Below are 14,674 nucleotides of genomic sequence, written 5' to 3' on the forward strand. Positions count from 1 at the left end.
GCACGCCCCGGGAGAGGTCGACAGCCATGAGGTCAGTAGACGAGCAGCTAGCGCGGGTTCTCTCCGCAGCCGTTCGACCGGCGCCGGTGCGGGTCGCGATCTCGGAGGCCCAGGGCCTGCTCTGCGCGGAGGAGGTCGTCGCCGAACGCGCGTTGCCGGGGTTCGACCAGGCCGCCGTCGACGGCTACGCGGTGCGCAGCGTCGACGTGCAGGCCGCGGCCGAGTCGCCCGTCGCGCTGCCGGTGGTCGGTGAGATTCCCGCCGGTTCGCGACAGCCGCGGCGGCTCCAGCCGGGCCAGGCGGTCCGGGTGGTCACCGGTGCGCCGCTGCCGACGCTCGCCGACGCGGTGGTGCCGCTGGACTACACCGACGACAACCCGGCGAAGGTGACGGTGCGGCAGCCGGTGCCGTCGGCCGCCTTCGTGCGCAGGACCGGCGAGGACGTGCAGACCGGTGACGTCGCGGTGCGCCGTGGCGCGCCGATCGGAGCCGCGCAGGTCGGCCTGCTGGCGGCGGTAGGACGCAACAAGGTGCTCGTGCACCCGCGCCCCAGGGTTTCGCTGATCTCGGTCGGCGAGGAGCTGGTCGACGTCGACCGCACCCCCGGCCAGGGGCAGGTCTACGACGTCAACTCCTACGCGCTGGCCGCCGCCGCGCGCGACGCGGGCGCCGAGGTGACCCGTGTCGGCATCGTCAGCAGCGACCCGCGCAGGCTGCGGGAGGTCGTCGAGGGGCGGCTGCTGCTGTCGGAGATCGTGGTCATCGCGGGCGGGGCCGGCGGCAGCGCAGGCGAGGAGGTCCGCAGGAGCCTGGCCGACCTCGGCGTCCTCGACGTCACCAGGGTCGCCATGCACCCCGGTTCGGTGCAGGGCTTCGGCCGGCTCGGACCGGACCAGGTGCCGACGTTCGTGCTCCCGGGCAACCCGGTCAGCGCGCTGGTGGTGTTCGAGGTGCTGGTGCGTCCGCTGATCCGGGCGGCGCTGGGCAAGCACAACCCGCACCGGCGCACCGTCACCGCGAGCCTGCTCTCGCCGGTCACCTCGGTGAAGGGCCGGCGGGGGTTCCTGCGTGCGCAGCTGCTCCGCGACCCCGACAACGGCTCCTACCTGGTGCAGCCGCTCGGGACGTCGGGTTCGCACCTGCTGGCCTCGCTGGCCGAGGCGAACTGCCTGCTGCTGGTCGAGGACGACGTCATGGAGGTCGCGGTGGGCGAGGACGTGCGGGTCAGCTTCCTGTCGCAGCGTGCGTGAGCGCTGATGGCCCATCCTCCCGACGCCGAAGCGTTCCAGGGCTTCGGCCGCCACCCGGGGTGGCCTGCGAAGCTCGGACCGCTGCTGACCGGTGCGGGCGCGGTGGCGCTGCGCCCGCCGAAGCTGCGCGACGGCGCGGCGTGGAGCAGAACCCGGCTGCGTGACCGCGTCTACCTGCAGAAGTGGGAGCCGACCTCGATCGGGAGCTGGCAGGAGCGCAACTCGACGATGGCCTGGCCCGCGCAGTGGAGCGCGTTGCGCAGCCTCGGGCGCCGGGGCCTGGCGCTGCCGTTCACGATCACCGTTCAGGGTGAGCTGGCCGGCCAGCTCACCGTCGGCAACATCGTCCGCGGTGCGCTGCGGTCGGGGTGGATCGGGTACTGGGTCACCGAGCGGCTCGCCGGCGGCGGGGTCGCCACCGCGGCGGTCGCGCTGGCCGTGGACCACTGCTTCGGCCCGGTCGGCCTGCACCGGCTGGAGGCGACGGTGCGCCCGGAGAACCAGCCCAGCCTTCGGGTGCTGGAGAAGTCGGGGTTCCGCCGCGAGGGCATGTTCGAGCGCTACCTCGACGTCGCGGGCGACTGGCGGGACCACTACGTCTACGGCCTGACGATGGAAGAGGTGCCGGAAGGCGCCGTCGAGGTGCTGGTGCGGGAGGGGCGCGCCCGGCGTCCCTGAGCCGCCAGGCGAGCGACGGCGGTTGCGCCGGAGCCTGAGGGCGAGATCTTGCTCACCTGATCGGTGGGTTCGCGCAACCTGCCGGTGATCTCGGACGTCTCGCGAACGAGCTGTTCGGCGGCATGATCAGCGCTGTTCAGCGGTGTGGAGACCGACACGCCCGCGTCGATGGTGCGGCTGGTCGCCCCGGACGTGAGTTTTTCTGGACCGGGGTGGAACAACTGCCGATTCGGCGTGGCTCCGAGACAGATGTGACTGATGTGGCTAGCGTGGCGACCGCAGAGGTGTGCTGCCGGTGGCCAGGGGGAGGTGGCGAGGCATGCTCAGTTCGTTGATCTTCGCTGCGCTGGCGGCCGCATGGTTGGTCGTTCTCGTGCCGATGTTCGCCCGTCGCCGCCAGGAAGTGTCCAAGACCACCGACTCGGCGCTGGCGGCCCGGGTGGTCCGGCGCGGCAGCGGTCGGCGCCCGGCAGCGTCCGCTGCACCGAGGACCTACGGGGTGGAGGAGGCGTACGGGATGCCTGACACCGGCCAGGACGACGTGGACGTCGACGAATACCAGGACGACGGCGGCTGGCGCCGGGTGCACAGCGACGACGTCCGCGCGGGCCGGCGCTACCGGCCGGGGCGCGGTGGCTTCGACCCCGAGGCCGCGGCGCTGGCCGCGAAGGCCAAGTACGCCCGCAGGCAGCGGATCGTGCTGGCGATCCTGCTCACCGCGGTCGGCACCGCGGTGGTCGCCGCGCTCGCGTGGCCGATGCTCTGGTGGCTGCACGGGGCCGTCGACCTGGTGCTGGTGGGCTACCTGACCTACCTGCGCAGGCAGGTGCGCATCGAGGAGGACGTCCGCAGCCGCAGGCTCGCGCGCATCTCCGGCGACCGCGAGGTCGACGAGGACGGCGAGTACGAGGACGGCGAGTACGACCACGTCGAGGACTACGACGACGTCCCCGAGCGCGAAGAGCCGGAGGAAGTCGGTGACCGCCCGCGCAGGCGCGCGGCGGCGACGTCGACGCCCACCGGCGCCGTCGCGGTGGAGATCGACGACGAGGACCCGATGTTCGACGAACTGGACGAGCGCACCTGGGAGCCGTACCGCAGAGCGGTCGGCGAGTAGCCGCGGTCGATCCGGAAAGGGCCTGGTGAACCAGGCCCTTTCCGCTTTCCGGGGGGTGGCGCGAGGGGGCCTCGGAGGGCTTGCTAAGCTACAACGGCAATTGAACAAGGGGCTGTAGCGCAGTTGGTAGCGCGTCTCGTTCGCATCGAGAAGGTCAGGGGTTCGATTCCCCTCAGCTCCACGGAATGGCAGGCTCGTGCTCGCGGAGAGCACGAGCCTTTTTCCGTTTCGCGTGTTCGTCGCGGGGGCCGAGCCCCCGCGGGCCCCCACGGTGCGGTGGTCACCTGTTCCCAGCTCTTTGCGGTGCGGAGCGTTCCCGGCCTGGTCTTGGACGAGCCTTCCGTTGGCGAAACCTCCACAGGGCACAACACGAACTGGTTCTTTCTTGCGTTGGTTGCGGGTGTCACGAGTGGCGGTGGCGTCCGGTTCCTACGGATTGGGGATGCGGATGCCGTTCCGAGCGCGTGCGACTGCCTGACGTGCAGGGGTGAGGGGCCCTGCCGGGTGCCGGCAGGGCCCCTCCACTGTGGAGGTCAGGCGTCCGGGTACTGGTACGGCGCGGTGATGGCCTCCAGGATGTGGCCGTTGGGGTCGTCGAAGTAGATGCCGCGACCGCCGTGTTCGTGGTTGATCTCGCCCGGCTTGGTGTGGTGCGGGTCCGCCCAGTACTCGATGCCCGCTTCGCGGATGCGGGCGAAGATCCGGTCGAACTCCTCGTCGGTGACGAGGAACGCGTAGTGGTTGGGCCGGATCTCGTCGGAGTCGGCGAAGTCCAGCGTCACCCCGTTCGCCGTCTCCACCGGGGTGAACGGCCCGAGGTCGGGCAGCACCTCCAGGTCGAGGAGGTCGGCGAGGAACTTCGCCGAGGCGTGCCGGTCCTTGCAGTGGACGATGGTGTGGTTGAGGTCAACGGACATCGCACAGCCCTTCCTTCTCGGTCATCGCGGTGGTCAGCGTCCAGACGGCCTCGCCGAGCTCCATGTGCAGCGCCGCGTCCGCCATCCGCCCGTCGGCGTCGAACGCCTCGTCGGAACGCGGGACGGCGACGCCGGTGTCGAGCACGTGCGCGCCGGCGGCCTCGAGCGAGCGCCGCAGGGCGTCCTGCGCCCAGGTTGCGCCGTAGTCGCTGGGGCTGGCGCCGATCACGGCGGTCGTCTTGCCGGTGAGCACGCTTTCGCCGTCGGGGCGCGAGGCCCAGTCCAGCGCGTTCTTGAGCTGTCCCGGGATCGAGCCGTTGTACTCCGGGGTCGCGATCAGCAACGCGGCCGCGCCGTCGATGGCCTCGCGCAGCCTCCGCACCGGGCCGGGCGGCTCGGCTTCGTGGTCCTCGTTGAAGGGCGGGATCGTCGCCAGCTCGTCCCACTGCCGGAATCCGAAGGCCGGGTCGACCAGTTCGCCCGCGGCGCGCAGGAGCGCGGTGTTGGTGGAACCCGAGCGCAGGCTTCCCGAGATCCCGAGAACGCATGCGGTGGTGGTGCCCATCTGTCCTCCTAGTTCGTGTGGGGACACGATGCGGCGCGGGGCTTCCGGTTCGCTTACCAACCGCTTGCGGCCCGCCGTGTCGCTATCGTCAGCCCATGTGGTTCGGCGTGCTGGGTCCGCTCGTGGTGCGCACCGACGCGGGCGAAGCGGTCGCGGTGCCGGGGGTCAAGGTCCGCGCGTTGCTGGCGTGCCTGCTGGTGCGTCCTGGGACCGCGGTGTCGGCTGACCGCCTGGTCGAAGAGCTGTGGGGCGGCGAGCGGGTGCCCGCCAACCCGCTGGGCGCGCTGCAGGCCAAGGTGTCGCAGCTGCGCAAGGCGCTGGCCGACGCCGAGTCCGGCGGTCGCGATCTGGTGGTGTCCGGGCCTGCCGGATACGTGCTGGAGGTGGGCGCCGACGCCGTCGACTCGCTGCGCTTCGCCGCGCTGGTCGCCCGGGCGCGGGACGCGCGGGGGCTGGCCGAGGCGCTGGAGCTGTGGCGGGGACCGGCTTTCGCCGACTTCGCCGACTCCGGCTTCGCGCGCCCGGTGGTCGAGGGTCTGGAGGAGCAGCGGCTGTCCGCTGTGGAGGACCACGCCGAGGCGCGGCTGGCGGAAGGCGAGCACGGCTCGCTGGTCGCGGAGCTGGGGGCGCTGGTGGTCGAGCACCCGCTGCGGGAACGGCTGTGCGCGGCGTACATGCGCGCGCTCTACCGCAGCGGCAGGCAGGCCGAGGCGCTGGAGGCGTTCGCGGCTCTGCGCGGGCGGCTGGGCGAGGAGCTGGGCGTCGACCCGGGGCCGGAGATCATGGCTCTGCACCAGCGGATCCTGGAGCAGGACGCGGGGCTGACCTCGATGCGGTCGAACGTGCCGGCTCCGCTCACGGGGCTGGTGGGCCGCGGCGGCGCTGTCGCCGACGTGCGGGAGTCGTTGCGGGCCAACCGGCTCGTGACGCTGACCGGTCCCGGCGGTGTGGGCAAGACCCGGCTCGCGCTGGAGGTGGCCGGGGAACGCGACGCGTGGCTGGTCGAGCTGGGAGCGCTGGATCGCGCCGACGACGTCGGGCGCGTGGCGGAGCTGGTGGCCGAGGTGCTCGACGTCCGGGACCACGTTCTCGTCACGCCGTTCCAGGCCGGGCAGCGGCCGGACGCTGTGCGGCGGCTGGTGAACGCGTTGCGGGACAAGGAGATCCTGCTCGTGCTCGACAACTGCGAGCACGTAGTCGAGCCGGTGGCCGCGCTGGCCGAGGCGCTGTTGCGGGCTGTGCCGGGGCTGTGCGTGCTCGCGACCAGCCGCACACCGCTGGGCCTGCCGGGTGAGGCCCTGCACCCGGTGCCGCCGCTGGACGTGCCCGAGTCCGGCCGTGAGGCCGCAGGGTCGAGCGCGGTTGAGCTGTTCGTCGAACGCGCGGTCTCCGCGGCGCCCGGCTTCGCGCTCGGCGAGCACAACGCCGAGGCCGTCGCCGCGATCTGCCGCAGGCTGGACGGGTTGCCGCTGGCGCTGGAGCTCGCCGCCACGCGCGTGCGCGCGCTGGGCGTCGACGAGCTGGCGCGGCGGCTGGAGGACCGGTTCCGCCTGCTGGCGGCGGGCTCGCGTGCCGCCCCCGCACGGCAGCAGACGTTGCGCGCGGTGATCGACTGGAGCTGGGAGCTGCTGGCCGAACCGGAGCGGGTCGTGCTGCGCAGGCTGGCCGTGCACACCGACGGCTGCACGCTCGACGCCGCCGAAGCGGTGTGCGGGCTGGGCGGCGAGGACGTCGTCGGCGCGCTGGCGCAGCTCGTCGACCACTCCCTGGTTGTCGTCGCGGAGAGCGCGGGCGGACTCCGGTACCGGTTGCTGGAGACGGTCGCCGCCTACAGCCTCGAACGGCTGGCCGAGGCCGGTGAGGCCGACCGGGTCCGGCTCGCGCACGCCGAGTTCCACATCGATCTGGCAGAGCAGGCCGAGCGGCGGTTGCGCGGGCACGACCAGCGCCGGTGGCTGGAGCGGCTGGACGCCGAGAGCGCAAACCTGCGGGCCGCGCTGGACTGGGCGGTGCGGCACCGGCGGCCGGACTTGGCACTGCGGCTGGTCAACGCGTTGGCCTGGTACTGGTTCCTGCGCGGCAGGCACCAGGAGGGCCACCGGGCGCTCACCGCGGCCCTCGACCTCGACGACACCGAATCCCTGGCCCGCGCGAAGGCGATGACCTGGCGTTCCGGCCTCGACTACCTCGTGCGGGCCGGCGCCGACCCGGAAGCGCAGGCGCGGGAAGCACTCACGCTCTACGACCGGTTGGGCGCGCTCGACGAGCAGGCGCACGCGAAGTGGCTGCTCAGCTTCAGCATGTCCGGCAGCGGCCGGGTGGCCGCCGCCCGCGTGCTCGCCGACGAGGCGCTCCGGCGCTTCCGCGAGCGCGACGACCGGTGGGGCGTCGCGGCGGCGCTGACCGTCAGGGCGCAGCAGACGGCCATGTCCGACGACCGGGACGCCGGCCGCGACGGGGCGCGCGCCAGGGAGCTGTTCACCGAGCTGGGCGACCGGTGGGGACAGGCGTGGAGCGCCCGGGTGCTCGGCGGCGTGGCCATGGACGCCGGTGACTACGACCTGGCCGCCCGACTGCACTGCGAGGGGCTGCGCACGGCCGAGGAGCTCGGGCTGTGGTCGGTGGTGTCCGGGCACCTCGCGCACCTGGGGAGGGTCTCGATGCTGCGCGGCGACTACGCCCGGGCCGACGAGTTGCACCGCCGCGCGCTGCGGCTGGCGAGGGAGCAGTCCTACGAGCCGTCCGCGGTCTACGCCGAGACGGGCCTCGGCATCGCGGCGCGGTGGCGCGGGCGGCTGGAGGAGTCCGAGGAGCACCACCGGCACGCCCTGGAGTGGAACCGGCGCGCCGGCTACGAGCCCGGCATCGCGCTTTCGCTGGCGGAGCTGGGGTTCGTCGCCGAGCAGCGCGGCGACCTGGACTCGGCGCTGGCCCTGCACCGGGAGGGCTTCGACGTGGCCGGCCGGACCGGTGACGTTCGCGCCGTCGCGCTCGCGCTGGAGGGGCTGGCCGCGGTGCGGGCGGCGACGGGGGAGCACGAGCTCGCGGCGCGGCTGCTGGGAGCGGCGGCCGAGGCGAGGACTTCGGTGTCGGCACCGCGGCCGGCAGCCGAGCGGGGTGACCTCGACCGGGTGGAACGCGCGGTGCGGCAGGCGCTCGGCGAGGGCTTCAGCTCGGCGTTCGAGGCCGGTCGCCGGAGCCCTCCGGACGGCCTCGGGGCGCGGGGATGAGCACGTTGGTCATCCGCTCGTCGCGGGCCAGGTGGAAACCCAGCGCCATTCGGGAGCTGGTGCCGTAGCGCTGCTGGAGCCTGGCCACGGCGGTGCGCACGGTCCGCGCGCTGACGTGCAGGCGGTCGGCGACCTCGGCGTCGGTCGCGCCGTCGATGAGCAGCCGGGCGACCTCCAGCTCGCGGCCGGACAGGCCCGGCTGGGCCGGTGTCTCCGGTTGCCGGGCGTTGTCCCAGTGCAGGTCGAACAGGCTGCGGTGCGGGGCCGCCGGGGCGTTCTCGAAGAGGTAAGCCCCCCGGCCGAGGTGGGTCAGGTCGAACGGCAGCAGCGCGAACCGGTCGTCGAACAGGACGACCCGGTGCAGCGGCGCGGTGCTGATGCGCACCTCGACGTCCGGGGTCGAGGAGAGCACCAGCTCCTCCACGACGCCGGGCAGCGCGGCCAGCCGGGGCCCGACCAGGACCTGACCGCGGCGGCAGCCCGACTGGAGCTCGGGTGCGGTGTCGGGGCCGGTCAGCGAGGTGCGCACGAACTCGGCGGTGCAGGCGAGGCGGTGGATGCGCGTGCGCACCGCCTCCTCGTCGGCCAGGTGCTCGACCCAGCGCGTCTGGTGTGCGAACTGGTCCAGCGTCATGTGATCTCCCCACGCCGCTGCCTGGTTAGATCGTCGCTGCCCGGTGGTGCGAATACCAGCCTTTTCACCCGGGACGTCTACTGGTCGCCCGGCGGGGAACCCGCATGTTTTCCCCGGCCGTCCTGAATTCGCCGTGCGCGTCGCGGTGCGGGCGTTTTCACCCGGTTGTGTGGCGGTGGTCATCCCGGTGGATCGGGCAGGCAACCGGCCTGAGCCGCACTGGAGTTCAGGGCCACCGCGGATTCTCCTGCGGGGAGAGGTGACAGCCGCTCGAATCCGTCCTGGGGGACGAATTCACGCAGGAGAATCGCGGTGGCGTTGAAAAAAGTAGCACCGAATGCGGCCTGGACCATTCGGCGGCCACTTCCGGAAGCGGCAAATTCGGGCGGGCTCGTGCGTGCAACGGCGTCCGCGATCACATTTCCGGGAATTCAATCTTGGAATGCGGGTGCGTGGGGCTCCGGCGTGCGGGCCGGGCGCCGCACCGGCGTCACGCAGCGTGACGATCTTCCGTCGACCCGGCCGGAGCGGAAGAAAATCTTTCGCAGAGACGCACCTTCAACGGAAGAACGTTGCTTTTTTGCGAGATACTGATGTAATAGTTCCTTGACAGTGACGGGCGCCACCGTGACCAAGCGACGACGCCGGGAGGCCGATCGTGACGACCCAGCAGGACGTAGTTGTGGAATCGACCGGAACCGACATCCCCGCCCAGCGCGGTGACGCCGCCGACGCGGTCACGTCCCTCAAGGCGCAGGTGACCGGCGACCTGATGGACATCGTGGTCGACCTCGACGCAGGCGACGGCTGCCGTTTGCGCGACCTGCGCGACGGCACCGAATACCTCGACATGACGATGTTCTTCAGCTCGGCCACGCTCGGGCACGGGCACCCGGGCCTGCGCACACCGGAATTCGAGGCGGCACTGGTGCGGGCGGGGCGCGTCAAGCCCTCGAACCCCGATTTCGCCACTGTCGAGCAGGCCCGCTTCGCCGAGACCTTCCGGCGCGTGGCCGGTGACCCGCAACTGCCGCTGCTGTTCTTCATCGACGGCGGAACCCTCGCGGTGGAGAACGCGCTGAAGGTCGCTTTCGACTGGAAGACCAAGGTGAACGCCCGCAAGGGCATCGCGATCCGCGGCAGCCGCGTGCTGCACCTGGAGAAGGCCTTCCACGGCCGCAGCGGCTACACGCTCTCGCTCACCAACACCGACCCGTCGAAGATCCGCGACTACCCGATGTTCGACTGGCCGCGCATCCCCAGCCCGTCCGTCGTCCCCGGCGACGACTGGGACGACCCCGAGCTGCTGCCGCACGAGCGGGTCGCGGTGGACGCCGCCGAAGCCGCACTGCGCCGCTACGGTCGCGAGATCGCCTGCTTCGTCTACGAGCCGATCCAGGGCGAGGGCGGCGACCGGCACCTGCGGCCCCGCTTCCTGCGAGCGGTGCAGGAGCTGTGCCGGGAGCACGACGTGCTCACCGTCGCCGACGAGGTGCAGACCGGCGCCCTGACCGGCCGGGCGTGGGCCTACCAGGCGCTCGGTCTCGAACCGGACCTCGTCGCGTTCGGCAAGCGCATGCAGGTCTGCGGCGTGATGGGCGGCAGGCGCGTGCTGGAGGTCGAGGAGAACGCGTTCCGCGAGGCCAGCCGGATCAGCTCCACCTGGGGCGGATCGCTCACCGACATGGTGCGCGCGACCCGGATCCTGGAGGTCGTCGAGAGCGAGGACCTCTTCGAGCACAGCCGGCAGATGGGCGAGCTGCTGCTCGGCGAGCTGCGCGCCCTGGTCGCGGAGTTTCCGTCGGTGGTCCGCGACGCGCGCGGACGCGGCCTGATGTGCGCGATCAGCTTCGCCGACCCGGACAAGCGCAACCGCGCGCTCGCGGTGGCCCGCGACCACCACCGCACGCTGTTCCTGCCGTCCGGGACCGACTCGCTGCGGTGCCGTCCGCCGCTCTCGGTGCGGCCGGAGGAGGTCGTCGACGCCGTCGCGGCGCTGCGCAAGACCCTCGTCGAGCTGGCCTGACCGCCGTCCGGGACCCGTGGTTCCTCTGAGTCGCCATGGCAGCCCAGAGGAATCACGGGTCTTGCGGGATCAGGATCGGCGGAGGATCCACCACGCCTGCACCGCGGCGTAGGCGAGGACCGCGGCGCCGAGCACGCTGGTCACGTGCACGCCGGAGGTGAACGCCGCGAACGCCGACTCCCGCACGAGCCCGGCCTGCGCGGCGGGCAGCTCGGCCGCCGCGGCCAGCGCTCCGCCGAGGGTGTCCTCGGCGGCGTCCACCATGGACCGCGGCACGCCGGTGAGGTCGAGACCGCCCCGGTAGGCCGCGGTGAGCGTGCTGCCGAGGATCGCCGTGCCCAGCGCGGCGCCCAGCTCGTAGCCGGTCTCCGAGATCGCCGACGCCGCGCCCGCGTTCGCCTGCGGCACGCTGCCGAGGATCGCGTCGTTGGTCGCCGTCTCGGTGACACCCGCCCCGAGGCCGACCACCATGAACGCGACCACCACGATCCAGCCGCCGTCGCGCACCGGCAGAAGCACCAGCAGCAGGTAGCCGAGCGCGGTCGCCATGATCGCCGCACCCAGCAGCTCGGCCAGCCGCACCCGCCTGATCAGGCGGGCCGTCAGCAGCGACCCGACGACCGACAGGCCGATGCCGGGCAGCAGCGCGACCCCCGCGCGCAGCGGTGACATGCCGAGCACCAGTTGCAGGTACTGCGTCATGAAGAACAGCGCGCCGACCATCACGAACACCGCGAGCAGGTTGCTCGACACCGCGACGCTGAAGCGCTTGTCCGCGAACAGCCGCAGGTCGAGCATCGGGTTGTCGAGCCTGCGCTGCCTGCGCACGAACACCGCGCCCGCGGCGGCCGCGAGCACGACCGAGCCGACGGCGAGCGGGGTGAGGCCCTCGCCCGCCAGTTCCTTGATCCCGAGGACCAGCGCCAGCATCGCGGCCAGCGACAGGCCCGCGCTGAACAGGTCGTAGCGGCCGGGGCGCGGGTTGCGCGACTCGGGGATCAGCACCGGTCCGACCGCCAGCAGGACCACCATGACCGGCAGGTTGATCAGGAACACCGAACCCCACCAGAAGTGCTCCAGCAGCAGGCCGCCGAGCAGCGGGCCCAAGGCGGAGCCGCCCGCGAAGGTCGCGGTCCACGTCGCGATCGCGGTGGTGCGGGCGCGCGGGTCGGTGAAGATGTTGCGGATCAGCGACAGCGTCGAGGGCATCAACGTCGCACCGGCCACGCCGAGCAGCGCGCGAGCGGCGATCAGCAGCTCGGCGCTGGGCGCGAAGGCGGCCAGCGCCGAGGCGGCGCCGAACCCGGCCGCGCCGGTCAGCAGCAGGCGGCGCCTGCCGATCCGGTCGCCGAGGGTGCCCATCGTGACGAGCAGCCCGGCCAGCATCAGCGAGTAGATGTCGACGATCCACAGCAGCTGGCTGCCGCTGGGGCGCAGCTGCTCGCTGAGGTGCGGCACCGCGAAGCTCAGCACCGTGTTGTCGACCGAGATCAGCAGCACCGGGAGCAGGAGCGCGCCGAGGGCGGCCCACTGCTTGCGGGTCGTCGCCGGGCGCGGTTCCCGGTCGGCGACGCTGGTCCGGCCAGGGTCCGTGACCTGGTTGGCGTTCGCGGTCTGGGCGTGGTTGCGGGAGGAGTTCTGTTCAGTCATTTTCTATACCGTCCAGACGGTATAGTAGCCGTCCGGACGGTACAGTGCCACCGTGGCAGCCAGGGAAACCCGCGACCGCATCCTCGACGCGCTCCAGCGAATCCTCGTCCGCAAGGGAACGGCAGCGGTCACCTTGGAGTCGGTGGCCGCCGAGGCCGGGGTCTCCAAGGGCGGGCTGCTCTACCACTTCCGCTCGAAGCAGGCGATGCTGCAGGGCCTCACGCTGCGGCTCAGCGAAGACGCCGAAGCCGAGTTCGCGCAGGCCGAGCGGGCCGGCGCCGACGTCGTGCGGTACTTCCTGGAGACCTCGCTGCCCGCCTCCGACGAGGAGATGGCGCTGTACTGGTCGGTCATCGCGGCGCTGCGCAGCGCGGAGGGCCTGAGCGAGGACGGCACCGAGGTGCTGGCCCGCGTCTTCGGCCGCTGGTCCGAGCTGCTGACCGACTACATCGGCGACCCGGTGCTGGCCGAGACGGTGCGCCTGGTCGGCGACGGCCTCTACCTGAGCGCGCTGTCTGGGCTGCCGCACCCGGAGCCGGAACTGCTGCGCCGCGTCTTCGACCGCCTGCTGGAGCAGGTGGCCGAGGCACGCGGGGAGTAGGACTTCGGCGGGCCACACCGACCGTGGTGGCCTTGGCGGCTGCCCTAGATCCAGCCCTCTTCCCAGGCCCGGCGGGCCGCCTCGTGGCGGGTGCTGACCGAGAGCTTCGCCATCGCGGCGGACAGGTAGTTGCGCACCGTGCCCTGCGCCAGGTGCACCTCGTCGGCGATCGCCGCGATGGTCCCGCCGCGCAGGGTGTGGCGCAGCAGCTCCAGCTCCCGCGATGTCAGCGGGCACGCGCCTTCGGTCAGCGCGCTCGCCGCGATCTCCGGATCGACGTAGCGGCCGCCGCCGTGCACGTCGCGCAGGATCGCGGCCAGCCGGGTCGCGGGGGTGGTCTTGGGCACGAACCCGCGCACACCGGCCGCCAGCGCGCGCCGCAGCACGCCCGGCCGGGCATGCCTGGTGACCAGCACGATCGGCAGCTCGGCGACCCGGCGGACCTCGGTGGCCGCCTGCACGCCGTCCAGCTCGGGCATCTCCAGGTCGAACACGGCGACGTCGGGCCGGTGCTCGGCCACCGCACGCACCGCGGCCCGGCCGTCGCCGACCTGGGCGAGCACGCTGATGTCGGGCTCCAGGTCGAGCAGGGCCGCCAGGGCCCCGCGGATCAGGTCTTCGTCGTCGGCGAGCACCACCCGGATCACGAGCGCGGCCTCCCTGGTTCGTCGGCGAGGCCGGTCAGCTCGAACCAGCCGTCGCGGCAGGCGGCCCGCACCTGGCCGCCCAGCGTCGCGAAGCGCTCGCGCAGTCCGTCGATGCCCGAGCCCGCGGAGTCGCCGCCCCCGATGATGCCGTCGTTGCGCAGGACGACGCGCACCCGCCCGTCGTCGGCACGGATCTCAAGCTCGCAGTGCCGCGCCCGGCTGTGCCGCAGGACGTTGGTCGCACCCTCCCGGACCAGCGCGCCGAACAGCGGTTCCAGCGGGGGCGGCACCAGCGCCGGATCGCCGTCCACCGCGGTGTCGATGCCGGCGGAGTGCAGGATCCTCACGGCGTTGTCGATCTCGGTGGCCAGGCTGGTGCGCCGGTAGCCGTGCACCACCTCGCGGGTGTCGCGCAGCGCGGTCCTGGCGAGCTCGGCGACCTCGGCGGCCTGCGCGCGGGCCGCGTCGTCGTCGACCCCGACGAGCCGCTCGGCCAGCTCGCCCTTCAGCGCGATGGCCTGCAGGTGGTGACCCTGCACGTCGTGCAGGTCCGCGGCGAAGCGCAGACGCTCCCTGGCCACCGCCAGCTCGGCGGAGACCCAGCGCGCGCGGTCCAGCTCGAGCACGATGTCCCAGACCCACGCCTGGAAGATCATGGCGAACACCGTGGCGCCGGAGACGAAAGCGCTGTAGAACAGCACCGATCCGGACAGCTCGGACTTGCCCGCCAGGACCATGGAAACCGGACCCACCGCGACGACCAGCACGATCAGGCCGGTGGCCAGCCGCAGCCGGAAGCGCCTGGGCGCCGCCGCGGCGAGCGCGCCCGCCAGCGCGGACGGCAGCAGGGTCCACGTCAGCACGTTCGGCGGGCTGAGCCAGATCGCGTAGCACATGCCCGCCACCGCCAGCACGAACGCGCCGGCCTGCTCCAGCGGGTGCTGGCGCGGCTTGCCCAGCCCGCCCATCATGCCGAGGGAGAACCGGGTGCCCTCCACCGCGACCACGACCAGGATCGCCACCAGCGCCGCGATCTGGACGGTGCTGATCCCGGTCTCGGCCGGGACGGCCACCGCGAAGACCCCGGCCATGCACGCGAAAAGCGGGACCGTCGGGACGATCGCCCACCAGGTGAGCCTGCGCAGGCGCAGGATGCGCCGGGTGTTGAACTCCGGTTCCCGCGGCGCGGTGCTCTCGCCCTCCTGCGCGGAGGCATGGCGCTCGCCGCTCGGTGGGGTCGGGTGGTCGCCGGTCGGGTCGCTGCCGGTCGGCCGGGTTCGGCGGACGTCGGTCGGGTCGGGCACCGCTACAGCATCGTCGATCCGCGCCGGGGTGTCTGCCGACGGCCGTCACGGCCGG

At 72.7% G+C, this 14,674-nt stretch carries 12 protein-coding genes and 1 tRNA gene; 7 read left to right on the forward strand and 6 right to left on the reverse strand.

Features of this window, described 5'->3' with window-relative positions; translation table 11 throughout:
• Positions 1-26: 26 nt before the first annotated feature.
• The 4 genes from glp (at position 27) to HUO13_RS04040 (ending at position 3,226) form a co-directional block, all read left to right on the forward strand.
• Positions 27-1,250 (forward strand): molybdotransferase-like divisome protein Glp, encoded by a 1,224-nt coding sequence (glp, locus tag HUO13_RS04025; protein WP_211900152.1) that lies wholly within the window; start codon positions 27-29, stop codon positions 1,248-1,250.
• Positions 1,251-1,256: 6 nt separating this feature from the next.
• On the forward strand, positions 1,257-1,928 hold the full coding sequence (locus HUO13_RS04030; protein ID WP_211900153.1) for a GNAT family N-acetyltransferase: 672 nt from the start codon (positions 1,257-1,259) through the stop codon (positions 1,926-1,928).
• Between the two features lie 319 nt (positions 1,929-2,247).
• Positions 2,248-3,045, forward strand: coding sequence for a divisome protein SepX/GlpR (gene sepX, locus HUO13_RS04035; RefSeq protein ID WP_211900154.1), 798 nt, complete (start codon positions 2,248-2,250; stop codon positions 3,043-3,045).
• A 108-nt stretch (positions 3,046-3,153) separates the two neighbouring features.
• Positions 3,154-3,226: transfer RNA gene (locus HUO13_RS04040), tRNA-Ala, on the forward strand.
• Positions 3,227-3,578: 352 nt separating this feature from the next.
• On the opposite strand, the gene HUO13_RS04045 is transcribed toward HUO13_RS04040, so the two are convergent.
• Positions 3,579-3,962 (reverse strand): VOC family protein, encoded by a 384-nt coding sequence (locus HUO13_RS04045; protein WP_211900155.1) that lies wholly within the window; start codon positions 3,960-3,962, stop codon positions 3,579-3,581.
• Positions 3,952-4,527, reverse strand: coding sequence for an NADPH-dependent FMN reductase (locus HUO13_RS04050; protein ID WP_211900156.1), 576 nt, complete (start codon positions 4,525-4,527; stop codon positions 3,952-3,954). The genes HUO13_RS04045 and HUO13_RS04050 overlap by 11 nt, the downstream gene beginning before the upstream one ends.
• A 95-nt stretch (positions 4,528-4,622) precedes the next feature.
• On the opposite strand from HUO13_RS04050, the gene HUO13_RS04055 reads away from it, so the two are divergent.
• A complete protein-coding gene (locus HUO13_RS04055) occupies positions 4,623-7,757 on the forward strand; it encodes a BTAD domain-containing putative transcriptional regulator (RefSeq protein ID WP_211900157.1) in 3,135 nt (1,044 codons plus the stop codon).
• Here HUO13_RS04055 and HUO13_RS04060 read toward each other — a convergent pair.
• The gene (locus HUO13_RS04060; RefSeq protein ID WP_211900158.1) at positions 7,696-8,391 is read right to left on the reverse strand and encodes a helix-turn-helix transcriptional regulator; all 696 of its coding nucleotides are present in this window, start codon (positions 8,389-8,391) and stop codon (positions 7,696-7,698) included. The genes HUO13_RS04055 and HUO13_RS04060 overlap by 62 nt on opposite strands.
• A gap of 658 nt (positions 8,392-9,049) precedes the next feature.
• On the opposite strand from HUO13_RS04060, the gene lat reads away from it, so the two are divergent.
• Entirely contained in the window at positions 9,050-10,417 is a 1,368-nt protein-coding gene (gene lat, locus HUO13_RS04065) for an L-lysine 6-transaminase (RefSeq protein WP_249124436.1), read from the forward strand.
• 69 nt (positions 10,418-10,486) lie between these two features.
• Here lat and HUO13_RS04070 read toward each other — a convergent pair whose 3' ends face one another.
• Positions 10,487-12,067, reverse strand: a complete 1,581-nt coding sequence (locus HUO13_RS04070; RefSeq protein WP_211900159.1) for an MFS transporter — start codon at positions 12,065-12,067, stop codon at positions 10,487-10,489.
• Positions 12,068-12,119: 52 nt separating this feature from the next.
• On the opposite strand from HUO13_RS04070, the gene HUO13_RS04075 reads away from it, so the two are divergent.
• Complete coding sequence (locus HUO13_RS04075; protein ID WP_211900160.1) at positions 12,120-12,668, forward strand: TetR/AcrR family transcriptional regulator; 549 nt, start codon at positions 12,120-12,122, stop codon at positions 12,666-12,668.
• A gap of 44 nt (positions 12,669-12,712) precedes the next feature.
• Here HUO13_RS04075 and HUO13_RS04080 read toward each other — a convergent pair whose 3' ends face one another.
• Complete coding sequence (locus HUO13_RS04080) at positions 12,713-13,315, reverse strand: response regulator transcription factor (RefSeq protein ID WP_211900161.1); 603 nt, start codon at positions 13,313-13,315, stop codon at positions 12,713-12,715.
• Positions 13,312-14,619, reverse strand: a complete 1,308-nt coding sequence (locus HUO13_RS04085; RefSeq protein ID WP_211900162.1) for a sensor histidine kinase — start codon at positions 14,617-14,619, stop codon at positions 13,312-13,314. Before HUO13_RS04085 ends, HUO13_RS04080 begins: the two co-directional genes overlap by 4 nt.
• Between the last annotated feature and the right edge of the window lie 55 nt (positions 14,620-14,674).

The sequence above is a fragment of the Saccharopolyspora erythraea genome (assembly GCF_018141105.1).
Classification (GTDB): domain Bacteria; phylum Actinomycetota; class Actinomycetes; order Mycobacteriales; family Pseudonocardiaceae; genus Saccharopolyspora_D; species Saccharopolyspora_D erythraea_A.